This is a genomic window from Xanthomonas sp. NCPPB 3442 (assembly GCF_056725145.1).
In genome coordinates, this window is the sequence record NZ_CM161514.1 from 4404106 (window position 1) to 4419556 (window position 15451).

Below are 15451 nucleotides of genomic sequence, written 5' to 3' on the forward strand. Positions count from 1 at the left end.
GCCACCGGTGCGCCGGTACGCTATGGAAAGCGCGGTACAAAGCATGTCTTGTGGACAGTGCGGACTACGCCCTTCGCTGCTATCGCTACATTAAGCTCAATCCCGCGCGTGCTCGCCTGACCGACAACCCTGCGGCGTATCGCTGGTCTAGTTGCCCTGCCAACCTAGGCCAGCGCAGGCACTCCGCACTGACACCGCATCCCTGTTGGCTTGCACTTGGCAACGACCCGATCGAGCGATCCAACGCCTACCGTGCCCTGCTCGATGAAGCCCTCTCCGACGAACTGCTCGCCAGTATTCGCCTTCATCTACAGCAGCAGCGAGCCCTGGGCCACGACGCCTTCCGCGCAATGGTCCAAGCCAAGACCCACCGCTTTGCGGGCGTCAGGCCCGCGCATCGGCCACGCAACACCAACACCGCCGACTGATAAGTTAACCTGACCCCGTTATTTGGAAGCCAAGACCCGCCGCTTTGCGGGCGTCAGGCCCGCTCATCGGCCACCCAAGCCGAACACCGCCGACTGATAAGTTAACCTGACCCCGTTATTCGCAGATCCTCATCGTCCAGGAAGATCGCGCATCGGTTCACGCCTCTCTGGACAACATGCATCGGAACGCCTGGCAGTTCTAGAGGTGGCTGACGCGGCATGGCCGGGCCTCCTGCTAAAGAAGAAGACCTCAGCCTGACGGGAGCGATGCAGGGCCGCTATCAGACATCGCCGCGTAGGCCTGTATGATCGGCTCGCTTAATTACCTCCGCCCACTTTCGGTCGTCTTTTTGGTTCCTTTTGGTCGGTGGCTGCTTTCATGAGCGGCGCATGCTTTTGTCGCCCCCTTTTATTGGCAATTAGTTTCACGCCCCATCACGGCTTTCCCGCTCCTCTTTTGCCTTAAGCCTTGCCAAAAGCAACCTCATCTGAATTCTTGTAACCTGTTGGATTTTGAGTTCCTTATGTAGAGGTGCCATCCGGCGAGCTTTGATATCTTCAAGAATCATTTGATTGGCATCGACCTGCTCTTGTAAGTAGATCTCATATTCAGACGGCTTTGATTCAATTTTCGCGGGCGGCACAGCTGTAAAACTTGCTACAAGCATCGACACTCCAAAACTCAAAAATCCTCCTGACGCAGCGATAGATGCCATTGGACCAACGGCTGTACTCGCAAGCCAATATCCAAGTAAAACAATAGCCAATCCAAAAGCGTGCATCCATCCCGGATGATGTAGCAAAAAAGATCTAAAATTCCAGATTATTGCCACTACGGCCGCGAGGAGAAGTAGCAACGAGAATCCACTATATGCATCTATCATCGACAGAATTTTTACTTTACTAGCCATCATTTTACGCCTCAATTTAAACAAACGAAGCCCCTCGCCCCGAATAGCGGCCGGGTTTAGAGTCCTGTGCTAATTGCCCCCGCCACAGGGTTCCGCCGCGCCGGTGCCTGACATTGAAGGCCTGCATATACGATTCGCCGCTGAGCCGCATCGCCGAAGACACTGCGCTAGCCTTATCCGCCGAGTCCAGCAGGTGGCCGTGGTTGTGCATCAGTGCAAGCGCATGCAACCGCACAGCAAAGCGCTCGCAGACCGCGCGGAGTGGCAGGCAATAGTGATTCGGAACGCCGAGCAGTTCCAGACGCGGCTGACGCGGCGTAACGGGGCTTCCTGCTCAAGAGGAAGACCTGAGCCTGACGGAAGAGGTACAGGCCCGCTGTCAGGCATCGCCGCGCGGACAGGGACGACCGGTTCGCTTAATTACCTCCGCCCCCTTTTTGCCGAACACTAGATAACAGCAACAAAGTTAGCGCGAGCCGTAGAAAGCGCCGCATTCGCCTGAGTTACCCCTCCGCGAAAATCACTTTCGGCCTTCCGAACCAACTTAGACGCTTTAACCTGAGCAGAGAGCTTAAGGTTAGGAACAACAATCTCATTCACGTGCTCCGGCGTCAGCTCAATGAGGCCCGTCGAACCAGTGTAAAGCCTCGAAATCTGATCTGCGCCGAAACCGCACCTTAAGTAGTCAGCGAGAAAATAGGGATCCATAATTGATGGATCGACCCTAATAATTGTTACGTGGCCATCAGCAATCGCCGGATCGTCACGGTCGTACACACAGGCCTTTCCTAAAGTGCCATCACCTGTAGACGACAGAAGCACGTCTCCGTGTTGAATCTTGCAATACTCCGGCAGATCGTCGTAAACAGACTTTTCTACATAGTCAGAGCTTGCATCAGTCTGAAGCAGCCCGTGGGAGTTGATATTGCTACCCGCCTTCACAACCAATGCGAATCCGTCATTTTCGTCAACGTAGACATCCGCCGGAGGACTTTTTCCACGCCTCGTGCTCACCAAATTCAGCGACCGAACTGTCTGTCCATGATTAGACCGCATCAAACCGATTCGGTCTATTACAGAAGGTTCCCAATATTTCAAGTCCATTCTTGCGGTCGAGTCAGCCGCGATATCGCTCATCGGAACGTCAAACGCGCTCCAATGAACTCCACTGCGCAGACCGGGTTTCTGCGGCGCCATGACATTATGATCAAAATCTTGAAGTAAGGCCGACATTTCGAAGCCGCGAATCTTCTCGCCCGAACCGTCATAACCGAGAGAATCAAGGCTGCAGAAGGACACAAGGGACTTATCAGAGGCTGGCCGATCAGGCTTGACTCGCCGCTGTAGCAACAAGACGCTAGATCGGACATTGATCTTATTTGGCTTGAAAGTTTCGCTTGGAAGCTGCACGACGAGGAGCAACTTGCACTCTTCAAGAATATATCGTCGAAGACTCGCAGCACTTTCGGTATTTAAAACACCATCGTCTATGACCGTACAGATGTAGCCGCCCGGCTTTGTGCACCGAATCATCTTCTGAAGAAACAGGTTCTGCCCCTTCGTCGTACGGATTGGATACTGAGCGAGCTCGACAGAAGGAAGCGATTCGGATTCGGACGTGCCGAAGGGAGGATTTGTCAGGATGTAATCACAGTCTGGTAGCTCGACATTCCAACTCTTCGATCCCACCCGAAGAGAGTCTTCCGGCCGGATGTTGGTATGCCCATCTCCCGCAATGATCATGTTCATTTTTGCCGCGGCCGCAACACCGTCATTGGCGTCGGAGCCAAAGAAGATCTCAGCCTTGAGGCGCAGCGCCGCTTTCTCGTACAGGGACTGAGAGATGCTCTTGGAATCCAGCCGCTCCTTGAGTTGGCGTAACGCACTCTTTAGCATAAATACCAAAAAGCCACCCGTTCCGCATGCTGGGTCCAGCACCTTGGTGGGTTGATTAGCAATAGCTGCATTCACTATCGCTTCGCGACCAACCAGCAGCGCCATTAGCTCTACCAATGGTCGCGGGGTAAAATATTGCCCTAGCTTCTTACCCTTTAATGTTGCCCGAACAAAGTACTCAAACGCGGCCCCTTTATAATCGAGCCCGCTGTCTTCAAATGACACAGCAGCAAGCTGACGAACGATATAATGAAAAGTTTTGGCTTGCTTGAGATGAATAGGATCAGCGAGGACATCGCCATATGACGTCGTCTTCTTGATGTCCGAGATCATCCTTTCGATAGCGTCCCTGACCTGATCGGCTTCGCGATCAGGTTTGGCGGCGAGCTCATGAAATAGGTATGAATAGGGCAGCGTCAGCGTCGAACCATCTAGGTCTGCCTTCTCCTCAAGCAGCTTGAGAAACAAAAGCTTTGAAAAGTCTGCAAAAGCATGCTCTTCGTTTTTCTCAATCTTCCGAATCGTGTTATGGCAACGCGCGAACAATGCATTAAGCTGCTTCAAAGGCAAACCAGGGCGGAACGGGACACTAGAGTCAGTGGAAAGCGCAACGTCTGTGATTCCCTTGTTCGCACGGAAAGCGCGTAGGGTGGCCGGCAGTTGGTCCTTAGTAGGGACTTTGCCTTCTAACTTTCCATCCCAGCGAATGGCCTCTCCCGAATTTGCATTGAAGCACTGAAACTCGGTTCCGTTCGTCACAACGACGAACGGAACCTTGAGTGACTTACCGTAGTCGAGGGCTTGAGTGACATCCTTGGATGCAAGCCTCCTCGAACTACGCTTAGCTTCCACCAAGAACGCCGGAGCTCCACTCTTGTTGAGAACGACGATATCAACATAGCCAGCGGCGTATCGGGTGGTGGATTTTGTAGCCGTCTCGTAGTCGAAATCCTCGGTGGGGTTGTATCCCCTCCGCTGAAGATAAGGAAGAATTCGCTTGATTACGGTCTCAGTTTCAGTTTTCACCGACGACATTTTGTTTCCTTTGCAAGTGTGATGCTGATCGACATCACCATGTTTGAAAGCCCAGACCTAGAATGAACAAATCGGGTCGCGCAGCCTGCGACGTATCAGGCTGCCAGGCGTTTTGACACCCGAGACGATTGCCCGCCCCCGACGCCTCGCAATTGCGTGCCAGTGTACTGGCGACTACCTAGAGGACAAGAGAGTCGAGTGGTGGCCGAGCCAAGGGCGCCTCTCTGTTGCGCGACGCCATGCCCTAGCGTCGCCAAAGGACCAGCGCCCGCCCAGGCCCCGTCGAAGTGCACTGCCTATGGCGTGAACTAGCCCCAGAAGCCCGACCTACACCATTTGCGGCTGCGACTTGAGACGAGGACAGGGCATCTTCTGCGACAGCCACCCAGCTGTGTACAGCGGGTGCGCGACGTTGGCACCAAGGACTGCTCCACCCTGCTTGGAATATAGATGAACTGCGACAAACGAAATGGCTCGCGCTTAGTTCTCAAGCGTCACCATCAAAAACGGAAAACGCCTCTTAAGAGGCGTTTTCCGAACACGTCCACAATACATTTGCGAAAGCGGTTCAGAATAAGCTAAGCCATTGATCTAGTTATCAATTACTACAAGCCTTAAACTCCTACCTCCCTGCCATGTGCGGCAAAAGTCGCGACACTGACCTCAAACCCCAACAGGATTCGCCTTCTCAGGATCAATCTTGTACTGCTTGATCGCCCTGGCCACATCCTTGCCCGTCATCTTCCCATCCTTCGCCAACGCCGCAATGGCGGCATGCGCGATGTAGTACCGATCGACCTCGAAGAAGCGGCGCAGGTTGGCACGCGTATCCGAGCGACCGAACCCATCCGTGCCGAGGACGGTGTAGGTCATCGGGACGAAGGCGCGGATCTGGTCGGCGAAGGCGCGCACGTAGTCCGTTGCGGCGATGGCCGGGCCCTGGCGGCCTTCCAGCAGCTGGGTGACGTAGGGCTTGAGCTGTTCGGCCTCCGGGTGCAGGCGGTTCCAGCGTTCCACGGCGTAGCCGTCGCGGCGCACTTCGTTGAGGCTGGGGCAGGACCAGATGTCGGCGGTGACGCCGAAGTCCTTGTCCAGCAGCTCGGCCGCGGCAATGGCCTCGCGCAGGATGGTGCCGCTGCCCAGCAGCTGCACGCGCAGCTCGCCCTTCTTGGGCTTGCCGGCGTTCTTGAGCAGGTACATGCCCTTGATGATGCCCTCGGCTGCGCCGTCCGGCATGCCGGGGTGGGCGTAGTTCTCGTTCATCAGGGTGATGTAGTAGTACTCGTCCACCTGGTCTTCCATCATCGCCTTCATGCCGTGCTGCATGATGACGGTGACTTCGAAACCGAAGGTCGGGTCGTAGCTACGCACGTTCGGGATGGAGCCGGCGATGACCTGGCTGAAGCCGTCTTCGTGCTGCAGACCTTCGCCATTGAGCGTGGTGCGGCCGGCGGTACCGCCGAGCAGGAAGCCACGCGTGCGCATGTCCGCTGCCTGCCAGGCGATGTCGCCCACGCGCTGGAAGCCGAACATGGAGTAGTAGATGTAGAACGGCAGCATCGGCACGTCGGAGACCGAATAGCTGGTGCCGGCAGCCATCCACGAGGCGATGGCGCCGGGCTCGCTGATGCCCTGCTGCAGCACCTGGCCGGTCTGGTCTTCGCGGTAGTACATCAGCTGGTCGGCATCGACCGGCTTGTACTTCTGGCCGAACGGGGCATAGATGCCGATCTGGCGGAACATGCCTTCCATGCCGAAGGTGCGCGCCTCATCGGCCACGATCGGCACGATGCGCGGGCCCAGTTCCTTGTCGCGCAGGGCGATGTTGAGGCTCTGCACGAACGACATGGTGGTGGAATAGCTGCGCTCGCCGCTGTCCTTGAGCAGGCGCTCGAACTTGTCGAGCGTGGGCGCCACGAACGACTTGCTGGCCTTGGGACGGCGCGACGGCAGGAAGCCGCCCAGCACGTTGCGGCGCTCCTTCAGGTACTGCACTTCCGGGGAATCTTCGCCGGGGTGGTAGAACGGCACCTGGCCGTCTTCCAACTGGGCATCGGTGACCGGAATGTTGAAGCGGTCGCGGAAGTGCTTGACCGCCGCATCGTCCAGCTTCTTGGTCTGGTGGGTGGGGTTGAGCGCCTCACCGGCCGAGCCCATGCCGTAACCCTTGACCGTCTTGGCCAGGATCACGGTGGGCATGCCGGTGGTGTTCACGGCCTGGTGGTAGGCGGCATACACCTTGTGCGGGTCGTGGCCGCCACGGTTCAGGCGCCAGATGTCGTCGTCGGACAGGCCGGCGACCATGGCCGCGGTCTCCGGGTACTTGCCGAAGAAGTTGGCGCGGGTGTAGGCGCCGCCAAAGGCCTTGCAGTTCTGGTATTCGCCGTCGACGGTTTCCATCATCAGCTTGCGCAGGACGCCGTCGGTGTCCTTGGCCAGCAGGGCGTCCCAGTAGCCGCCCCAGAGCAGCTTGATGACGTTCCAGCCGCCGCCACGGAACACGCCTTCCAGTTCCTGGATGATCTTGCCGTTGCCGCGCACCGGGCCGTCCAGGCGCTGCAGGTTGCAGTTGACCACGAAGATGAGGTTGTCCAGGCCTTCGCGGCCGGCCAGCGCGATGGCGCCGAGGGTTTCGGGTTCGTCCGATTCGCCGTCGCCGATGAAGCACCACACCTTGCGGTCGGACTTCTCGATGAGGCCGCGGTTTTCCAGGTAGCGCATGAACTGCGCCTGGTAGATGGCGGCCAGCGGGCCCAGGCCCATCGACACGGTGGGGGTCTGCCAGAACTCGGGCATCAGCCACGGGTGCGGGTAGGAGGAGATGCCCTGGCCGTCCACTTCCATGCGGAAATTGTCCAGCTGGGACTGGCTGATGCGGCCTTCGAGGAAGGCGCGGGCGTAGATCCCCGGGGCGCTGTGGCCCTGGATGAACAGCAGATCGCCCGGATGGTTGTCCGAAGGCGCACGCCAGAAGTGGTTGAAGCCCACGTCGTACAGCGTGGCGCTGGAGGCGAACGAGGCGATGTGGCCGCCCAGGTCGCCCGGCTTGCGGTTGGCCCGCACGACCGTGGCCATGGCGTTCCAGCGGATGATCGAGCGGATCTTCCACTCCAGCGCGGAGTCGCCGGGGTGCTTGGCCTCGTTGGCCGGGGAGATGGTGTTGACGTACTCGGTGGTGGGCGAGAACGGCAGGTAAGCGCCGGCGCGGCGGGTCTGTTCGACCATGCCTTCCAGCAGCTGATGGGCGCGCTCCGGGCCTTCGACGTCGATGACGGCCTTGATCGATTCGAGCCACTCCTGCGTCTCAAGCGGGTTCGGATCGTTGTGCAGCACTTCGTTCAACCAGTTCATTAGCGCTCCCGGGGGGACACACCCCGCGGGTGTGTCGACATCGTGAATTCGTGAACCCCCAAGTGTACCGCACGCACCTGTTGCCATTCCTCGCTACGGGTGCGTATGGAATGGGACGCTGTCGTGCGCTGCGTGGAGCCTGGGTGCCTGTTGGAACGCCGATGCGGCGCAGCGGGCGCGGCCGGTGTACGACCAAAGGATGAGGGCAAGCGGCAGGCGATGGCCGGGCGCTGCCGCATCGAGTGGGCCGCTGTGCATGCCCGCCCGTAGGAGCGCACCTGGGCGCGAGAGGCTTTCTCGGTGACGCCTCGCGCCCAGGTGCGCTCCTACGCGATGGCGGAGTCTGTGGGTTCGGCTGGGTGCCGTCGCCAGAACATCCCAGCGGCGGGCGCCGCCGATTGCAGGAGCGCACTTGAGCGCGAGCAGCTTTATCGGTGAAGCCTGTCGCGCCCGGGGGCGCTCCTACGCGATGGCGTGGTCTTTGGGTTTGCCAGGACATCGCCCCGCGGCGGGCGCCGCCCCGTGGCAGCGTGCTGGTCAGAATGCTTGCAGCGCTTCGGTCAGTTGGCCGTTGTTGTTGACTGCGCCCATGGTGTAGCCCTGCCAGCCCGGGTAGGCGTTGGGCTCCCAATAGAACACGCCGAGGACGCGCGCGCCGATGCTGCTGCTGCGGCTGAGCAGGTTGCTGAGCATGGCGCGGGTGGTGGCCGCCTGCTGCCAATCCATGCCGACCTCGGAAATGACCACATCGCTGCCGTAGCGCGCAATCATGTCGCGCATGTTGGTGTCCAGGCGGCTGTTGTAATCCTGCCAGCTGCCAACCGGCGGGTAATGCGACATGCCGATCACGTCCCACTTGCCGCCGGCCGAGCGCAGGTTGTCGAAGAACCAGCGGAAGTTGGCGTTGTCGTAGCCATTGGCCAGGTGCACGACGACCTTGGCGTTTGGCTACACCGCCTTGGTGGCGGTGTAGCCGCTGTTGATGAACTGGCCCAGGGTGGCGAAGTTGGGCGTCTTGCCCTCGTTCCACAGCATGCCGCTGTTGATCTCGTTACCCACCTGCACCCAGCTGACGGTGATGCCGTTGTCCTTGAGGTATTTGAGGATGCCCTGGGTGTGGCTGTAGACATCGGTGTTGAGCTGGGCAACGGAGTGGCCGGCCCATGCCGCCGGTTTGGTCTGCTTGCCCGGGTCGGCCCAGCTGTCGCTGTAGTGGAAGTCGATCATGATGCGCATGCCTTGCGCGGCGGCGCGCTTGGCCTTGTCCAGGGTGTCGCGGCCATCGTTCCAGCCGCCGGACGGGTTGACCCAGACGCGCAGGCGAATGGCGTTGCCGCCGACATCCTTGAACAGCTTGATGAAGTCGGTGGTGTTGCCGGCTGCATCGCGAAAGACCTGCGGCGGATTGTTGGCGGCCTGTTGATTGAGCCAGCTGACGTCCGCGCCTTTGGCGATGCCTTGCGCGCTGACGCCGGCGCTGCACAGACACAGCAGCACGATGAGCCATACACGGTGGTAGTGCCTGCAAAAGATGGTCATGAAACGCTCCCTCGATCGATGGATGTCGCGCCGGTTGGCGCCTTGCTTGATCCCCTGTCTTGCCTGGTGCGTGAGCGCGGCGTGGCATGTGCCTGGCCGTGCATTGCTGCAAATCCGTGGCGATTCAAGCACGGCCGTACAGCCCGGTTGAGGCCGCTATAGGTGCGGGGAGTTGTGGCATAGCTCGATGCAGGAAAACCTTGCATTTGCACGCCTCGCGCGGGCCGGTTGTTGTGCAGATGCAGCAGCAGTGGTGCGCATGACTGCGCGAATGAACGCAAAAACGCCGGGCAGGCCCGGCGTCTTGATGCAAGGTTCGATGGTGGCGATGTGCAGTCCGGACGGCGTGCGGCATGGGCCGCAGCGTGATGTGTCACTTCACACCTAAACGCGGCAGCGCCACACGCCCCTCAGCCCATGGCGCGTGCGCCCTGCTGCTGTTGCTGGGTCTGGGACTGTTGCTGCTCCAATGCCACCGACTGACGCGCCGCGTTTTCGGCGACGCGTTGGCTGCTCTGTTCCAGCGGGGTATTCATTGCCGTCATGGTGTCCACGCTCACGCGCAGCTGTGCCGGGTCGTCGACACGTCCCTGCACGGCAAAGGTGCGTGCGGCATCCGGGCTCATCATCACCGCATCGATGCGCTGGCCACCGGCGGCGTGCATTTCCGATGCGAGCGAACCGGATAACTGCGCGCTGTGCTGGTCGGGCGTGCGCCCGGCACGTGCGTCCTGCGCATGCACGCCGCGCTGGGCATCCTGGAACAGGCCATTGCCCACGTGCCCGGGTTGATCGATCCGCAAGGAAGTATGGCCGTTGCCATGCTCGCGTGCGTCGCGTTTGGCCGGCTCGCCCGGCGCGAGCGGGCCGCGGTTGGCATCGATGGCGTCCTGGCCGAGGCCCTTCGGCCCCCGGCTCAACAAGGTGATCCCAGCCCGGATCTCGTCCAGATCGGATCGGTACTCGTTGATCATTCGCTTGTTTTGATCCGCGAGTTCACGCGCCTGCGGGTTGTTGAGCGGAGAGCGCTCATCCAGGAAGTTTTTGATGGTGTGCGAGCCGAGCGAACTGACCGCAGATGTCACAGGTGAATCGGGAATCAGGAAATTCAACCTGCTGTTGCTGTAGCCCATCGCACTGAGCGTCGCGATCTCGTTGGGCCTGGCATACACACGCACTTCTCCGTAATGCGGAGATGCTGCGCTCACCGGATCAGCGGCCATGACATGGTTGATCACGCTGTTGCCCCCTTCCGGGATGCGATACGCCAAGCTCGCTGCACCGTAAGCGTTGAAGGTTTCGCCTTTCAGATCGAAGTGGTGGGCGCTGACCTGGGCAAGCGCTCCGCCGAGCGAATGGCCAGTCACGGTCACCTCGGGAGCGTGCCCGGTGCGCTGCTCCTGCTTGGCTGCATAGCCAAGTGCACTTTTCGTCAGGGCGATCGCATCTTCCGCTTGCGGATTGATGCGCTGAAGCACCATGGAGCCATCTGCCTGTATCGCATCACGCAGGATTTCCTCGGTACCCCGGTGGGCGACGACGATATCGCCGCCGCCGACGCGTTGATAGATTGTTCCCTGATAGCCCGTCTTTGGATTATTGACGTGCTCTAGGATTTCGTAGCTCTCGCCGCCAACATCCACTCGCTCACGGTCACCAGGGCCGCGCTTACCGACCTTGTGATCGACGTAACCCTCGTTAGAAAGAATGGCGTATTGCTGCGAGGTAGGCTTCACGGCGAGACCTCTTTGGCGGCAAGGGTTATCGAGAATAACTGGTCGCGCAATTCCGGCTTGAAATCCGCCGCCGAGGGCAAGCCGTTATCGGCATAGTCTGCAATGTCTTCCTTGGGATACCCGCCCTTCCAGAAGTACAGAGTAACCGGCTTGCCTGCAATGACATCCTTGGTCTCGATGAATGGCAGAAATGCGGTCTCCTCTTTTTTACCTGTGGCCTTCAGGGACACCCGTGCTCCCGTCATGCCCCAGTGACAGACCCCACGTCCGTAATAATCTTCATCGAGCATGAGATCAAGGTAGATGACTCCTTGATATTCCTGCTCGGAGACTTTTTTCAGTACAACCGGCTCGCTGCTTGTGATGCGTTGTCCAACGCCTGTTTGAGGATGAATCTGTCCGCATTCGCTGTCGTTGCTGACGTCGTACTGTGCATACCCATTCACCGCCGCAAACGGACCAGGCGCCTTGTCCAAGGTGAGCGTCAGCGCATAGGCCTGACGCGGGCTCGGATTCACCTTGGCAAGACCGCGGCCGCCGGCCTGGACGTCGGCTGCTGCAGTTGCCTCGGTGTCGGGGGAATGGGTCTGGGTCATGCTGGTCTCCGGGGGGTGACAGGCCGTAAGCAAAAGGGCCAGCAGGCTTGGGGTCAACATCTGGCGCAAGGCCGGCCTCCGTGGCAGGTGGGCGGCCAATCTAGTCCGCTCGCGTTCGGCCGGTCAATCGAAACCTCGTGAGGATGAGGCTGCCAGGGAGAGTTGTGCGTGGCAGCAAAGCTGCCATGATCCAGCGCAGCTGCTGCCACGAAGAATGCGCCATGCGCAACCGCCCGCGATCACTGCCACCCCAGACATCGGTCGCCGCGCGCATGCCCTGGCGCCGCAGCTTGCGCATGCGTGTGTTGCTGGCGGCTACCGCGGTGCTGGTGGCGTTGCTGACGGTGCTGGGCACGGTGTTCTACCTGGGCGCGCGCGCCGAGCTGGTGGAGGCGGCGCGTACCGAGGTGGATGGCCTGACCGAACAGACCGCGCGCAGCCTGGCGGCCTTGCTCGATTCGGTGCAGGTGAGCGGGCGCACGCTGGCCGCCAGCAGTAGCGGCGTGGGGCTGCAGCCGTTCAATCTGCGTGCGTTGCTGCTGGCCACGCTCACCGGCGACCCGGATATCGGGGCGGCGCGCCTGATCATCGCACCGCGTACGCAAAAGGCCGGCGACAGCGGGTTTGTGTGGTACGTGCACCGCAGCGGCACGCGCATCGCAGAAAAATCCGCGCTGGAACTGGGTTATGACTATCGCGCGATGCCCTGGTATCTGCGCACCCAGCGCGAGGGCCGCGCATGGTGGTCCGAGCCCTACCTGGATGCCAACGGCGGCGGCCTGTACACCAGCTACAACCTGCCGCTGCGCCGGCCTGGCGATGCACCGGATACGGCGCCGGTCGGCATGGTGAGCGTGGATCTGCCGCTGCAGCATCTGCGCGAGATCATCGATCAGCTGCCGCGCGATATCGGCATCCAGACGATGCTGCTGTCGCCGGAAGGCCTGCTGGTCTTCAGCCCCGACCCGGCACTGAATCTGCGCCATTCGCTCACGGCCTACGTGGCCCGGTCGCGCCCGGATCTGCGGCCATTGCAGCGCGCCGTCGCTGCCGGCCAGCCGATCTCGTTTTCGCATACCGCGCCCGATGGCGAGCGCTTTCTGACCCACAGCGCGGCGGTGGGGCGCAGCGGCTGGACCTTCGTGCTGTCGGCCTCCGAAGGCTACGTGCTGGCCGGCCTGAACTGGCTGGCGGCGTGGGTGGCGCTGGCCGCGCTGCTGGGCGCGTTGGTGTGGTGGTGGTTGATGCGGCGGATCACGCGCAAGTTGACGCGGCCGATCGAAGAACTGACAGACACCGCCGAGCACTTCCGGCGCGGCGAATTCGAATACCCGTTGCAGCACATCGAACGCGACGACGAGGTAGGCGTGATGGCACGCGCCTTCGACAGCGCACGCGATGCGATCCGCCATCACATCGCCGAGATCGGCGAGATGACCGCCGCGCGCGAACGCATGCACAGCGAGCTGCAGATTGCGCGCGAGATCCAGCAGGCGATGCTGCCTTCCGGGCGCACCTTCGACCGCGCCAGTTCGCATCTGGAAACCTGCGCATGGCTGGAGCCGGCCAAGGCGGTGGGCGGCGATTTCTACCACTTCGTGGAAACCGAACCGGGCCTGCTGTGGTTCGTGGTGGGCGATGTCTCCGACAAGGGCGTGCCGGCGGCCTTGTTCATGGCGCGCGCGGTGAGCGTGCTGGAGATTGCCGCACGGCGGTACACGCGCCCGGACGCGATTTTGATTGCCGCCTCCACGCGGTTGGCCGAAAACAACGAGACCTGCATGTTCGCCACCGTGCTATGCGGCCTGATCAACGTGGTCAGCGGCGACTACTGGCTGGCCAGCGCCGGGCACGAGCCGCCGTTGTTGATCGATATCGATGGCAAGGCGCGCCCGTTGCCGCTGGAAACCGGTGCGCCGCTGGGGATCGAGCCGCAGGAATCCTACCCGGTGCTGCAGGGCCGCATGAGCGCCGGGCAGACCTTGCTGGGCTACACCGATGGCGTGACCGAGGCGATGGACGAGCGCGGCGCCAGCTACGGACTGGAGCGGTTGCTGACGGCGCTGCACCCGCGCCGCAGCGCGGCGGCGCAGTGCAAGGCGGTGATCGCCAATATCGCCCGTTTCACCGGCACGGCCGATCCGTACGACGACATCACGCTGCTGGCGATCCGGCTGCGCCAGGAGCATGCTGGGCGGGTCGCACACGCTGGCCGGGACGCGCCCGGAAAGGCAACGACTGCATGAAGCTCGATTTGGCCATCGCACCATCGCTGGCCCAGCTGGCCGGCGCCAACGATGCGCTGGAACAATCGCTCACGCTTGAGGGCCTGCACGCCGAGCGCATCGGCCAGGTGCGATTGATCGTGGAAGAGCTCGGCTGCAATGCGCTGACCCACGGCCAGTGCGCGGCACAGCCGCTGCGTTTGCAGCTGCAGCTGGACGCGCAGGCGCTGGTATTGGAAATGCACGATGCGGGCAGCGCCTTCGACCCCTGCGCCGCGCCCATGCCCGAGGTGACCGACGAGCTCGACGACCGCGCCATCGGCGGGCTGGGGTTGTTTCTGGTCCATCAGTTCGCCGATCACATCGACTATCGCCGCGATGGTGCATATAACGTCGTGCGCGTCACCCTGCTGCACCCGTACGCCCCTGTCCCCGAGGCCCCGTCATGACCACGCTCGCCATTCAGATCGACCCGCCGCAAGACACCCGTCAACGCGTCATTCTGACCGGACGGCTGGACACCCACACCTACCAGGACCTGGACGCGGCACTGTCGCCGTTGCTGGGCACCCGCATCACCACGCTGGTGCTCGACCTGAGCGCACTGGAATACATTTCCAGCGCCGGCATCCGCTGCATCTTCAAGGCGCGCAAGGCGCTGGCCACGCGCCAGGGCAAGGTGCTGGTGAGCAACCCGCAACCGCAGATCCGCAAGGTCTTCGACATGGTCAAGGCGGTGCCGTTGAGCGACGTGTTCGCCTCCACCGAAGAGCTGGACGCGTACCTGGCGGCGATGCAGCGCAAGGTGATCGAACAGAGCGCGCAAAGCGATACGCCGATCGTGCCGCACTTCGCCGAAGCCTGAGCGCAGCTGTACTACCGACGGGGCCCACCGCCGGGCGCGGCAAGGCACGTTGCGGCTTGTACGCGCGCCGTGCGGTCGCTGCGGGCTTTCCATCGGGGCTGACGACTGCGCGCCACATCGATGTCGCCGCCGACGTCGCCTGCGCGCACATGTGGGGACCTGTGCGCGTGGGTGCCGGCACCACCTTGGTTAGGCTATGACGCCCTGCCCTGCGCGTTGCCATGCCCGCACTGATCATCTTCGATTTCGACGGCACGCTTGCCGATTCGTTTGGTTTTTTCCTGAGCACCCAGCGGCTGCTGGCCGAACGGCATGGCTTTCGCGCCGCGCAAGCGCATGAAGTCGACGATGCACGTCGCCTAAGCACGCGCGAATTGCTCAAGGCATCGGGCCTGAGCGCGTGGCGCGTGCCATGGGTGGCGGCCGACTTCATCCGGCTCATGCGCGCCGCGCCACCGGTGGCGTTGTTTCCCGGCATTGCCCACACCGTGGGCGCGTTGCATGCCGGCGGCAGCCGGCTGGCCGTGGTGTCGTCCAACTCCGTGGAGAACGTGCAGCGCGCGCTAGGCGCAGAGCTGAGCGCCACATTTGCCGTCATCGAAGGCGGCGCGCATCTGCTGGGCAAACAACGCGCCTTGCGTCGTGTGCTGCGTGCCACCGGGCACACTGCGGCGCAAGCGGTCTACGTGGGCGACCAGGTCGCCGACTGGGAAGCCGCACAGCTCGTGGGCCTGCCGTTTGCCGCAGTGGCCTGGGGCTATGCGCATCCGGACGTGTTCGCCGGGTTGGCCGGAACGCAGTTGATCGAACGCGTGGAAGACTTGCTTGCGTTGAGCGGGGATTAGACGGCGAGACTGCGCATTGGCAGC

General features: G+C 61.5%; 10 protein-coding genes and 2 pseudogenes. 5 read left to right on the plus strand and 7 right to left on the minus strand.

Going from position 1 to position 15451, the window contains the following annotated elements:
- The first annotated feature begins 50 nt into the window (after positions 1–50).
- Entirely contained in the window at positions 51–428 is a 378-nt protein-coding gene (locus AC1POX_RS19100) for a transposase (RefSeq protein WP_074053248.1), read from the plus strand.
- Positions 429–553: 125 nt separating this feature from the next.
- Here the strand turns inward: AC1POX_RS19100 and AC1POX_RS19105 are convergent.
- The 7 genes and pseudogenes from AC1POX_RS19105 to AC1POX_RS19135 all read right to left on the minus strand — a co-directional run.
- Positions 554–649, minus strand: a pseudogene (locus AC1POX_RS19105) (transposase); the annotation flags it as partial.
- Positions 650–853: 204 nt separating this feature from the next.
- Positions 854–1339, minus strand: a complete 486-nt coding sequence (locus AC1POX_RS19110) for a hypothetical protein (RefSeq protein WP_372356484.1) — start codon at positions 1337–1339, stop codon at positions 854–856.
- 447 nt (positions 1340–1786) lie between these two features.
- On the minus strand, positions 1787–4270 hold the full coding sequence (locus tag AC1POX_RS19115) for an N-6 DNA methylase (RefSeq protein WP_372191614.1): 2484 nt from the start codon (positions 4268–4270) through the stop codon (positions 1787–1789).
- 663 nt (positions 4271–4933) lie between these two features.
- Positions 4934–7621 (minus strand): pyruvate dehydrogenase (acetyl-transferring), homodimeric type, encoded by a 2688-nt coding sequence (gene aceE, locus AC1POX_RS19120; RefSeq protein ID WP_372356485.1) that lies wholly within the window; start codon positions 7619–7621, stop codon positions 4934–4936.
- Positions 7622–8158: 537 nt separating this feature from the next.
- Positions 8159–9160 (minus strand): annotated as a pseudogene (locus AC1POX_RS19125) (glycosyl hydrolase 53 family protein).
- Positions 9161–9570: 410 nt separating this feature from the next.
- Complete coding sequence (locus AC1POX_RS19130) at positions 9571–10896, minus strand: XVIPCD domain-containing protein (protein WP_372356486.1); 1326 nt, start codon at positions 10894–10896, stop codon at positions 9571–9573.
- Complete coding sequence (locus AC1POX_RS19135) at positions 10893–11492, minus strand: hypothetical protein (protein WP_372356487.1); 600 nt, start codon at positions 11490–11492, stop codon at positions 10893–10895. Before AC1POX_RS19135 ends, AC1POX_RS19130 begins: the two co-directional genes overlap by 4 nt.
- 137 nt (positions 11493–11629) lie before the next feature.
- Between AC1POX_RS19135 and AC1POX_RS19140 the strand changes: the two genes are divergently transcribed.
- From AC1POX_RS19140 to AC1POX_RS19155, 4 genes are all read left to right on the plus strand, one after another.
- Positions 11630–13738 carry a SpoIIE family protein phosphatase gene (locus AC1POX_RS19140; RefSeq protein ID WP_033479142.1) on the plus strand — a complete coding sequence of 703 codons (2109 nt, stop codon included), beginning with the start codon at positions 11630–11632 and terminating at the stop codon, positions 13736–13738.
- Entirely contained in the window at positions 13735–14166 is a 432-nt protein-coding gene (locus AC1POX_RS19145; protein WP_029818544.1) for an ATP-binding protein, read from the plus strand. Before AC1POX_RS19140 ends, AC1POX_RS19145 begins: the two co-directional genes overlap by 4 nt.
- Positions 14163–14582 (plus strand): STAS domain-containing protein, encoded by a 420-nt coding sequence (locus AC1POX_RS19150; RefSeq protein WP_011346238.1) that lies wholly within the window; start codon positions 14163–14165, stop codon positions 14580–14582. The genes AC1POX_RS19145 and AC1POX_RS19150 overlap by 4 nt, the downstream gene beginning before the upstream one ends.
- Positions 14583–14803: 221 nt before the next feature.
- Positions 14804–15427 carry an HAD hydrolase-like protein gene (locus AC1POX_RS19155; RefSeq protein ID WP_122273341.1) on the plus strand — a complete coding sequence of 208 codons (624 nt, stop codon included), beginning with the start codon at positions 14804–14806 and terminating at the stop codon, positions 15425–15427.
- The last annotated feature ends 24 nt before the right edge of the window (positions 15428–15451 follow it).

Coding starts and splice junctions, on each gene's coding strand:
- AC1POX_RS19110 (WP_372356484.1), bottom strand. CDS start 1,339: ATGGCTAGTAAAGTAAAAATTCTGTCGATGATAGATGCATATAGTGGA.
- AC1POX_RS19115 (WP_372191614.1), bottom strand. CDS start 4,270: ATGTCGTCGGTGAAAACTGAAACTGAGACCGTAATCAAGCGAATTCTT.
- aceE (WP_372356485.1), bottom strand. CDS start 7,621: ATGAACTGGTTGAACGAAGTGCTGCACAACGATCCGAACCCGCTTGAG.
- AC1POX_RS19135 (WP_372356487.1), bottom strand. CDS start 11,492: ATGACCCAGACCCATTCCCCCGACACCGAGGCAACTGCAGCAGCCGAC.
- AC1POX_RS19145 (WP_029818544.1), top strand. CDS start 13,735: ATGAAGCTCGATTTGGCCATCGCACCATCGCTGGCCCAGCTGGCCGGC.
- AC1POX_RS19150 (WP_011346238.1), top strand. CDS start 14,163: ATGACCACGCTCGCCATTCAGATCGACCCGCCGCAAGACACCCGTCAA.
- AC1POX_RS19155 (WP_122273341.1), top strand. CDS start 14,804: ATGCCCGCACTGATCATCTTCGATTTCGACGGCACGCTTGCCGATTCG.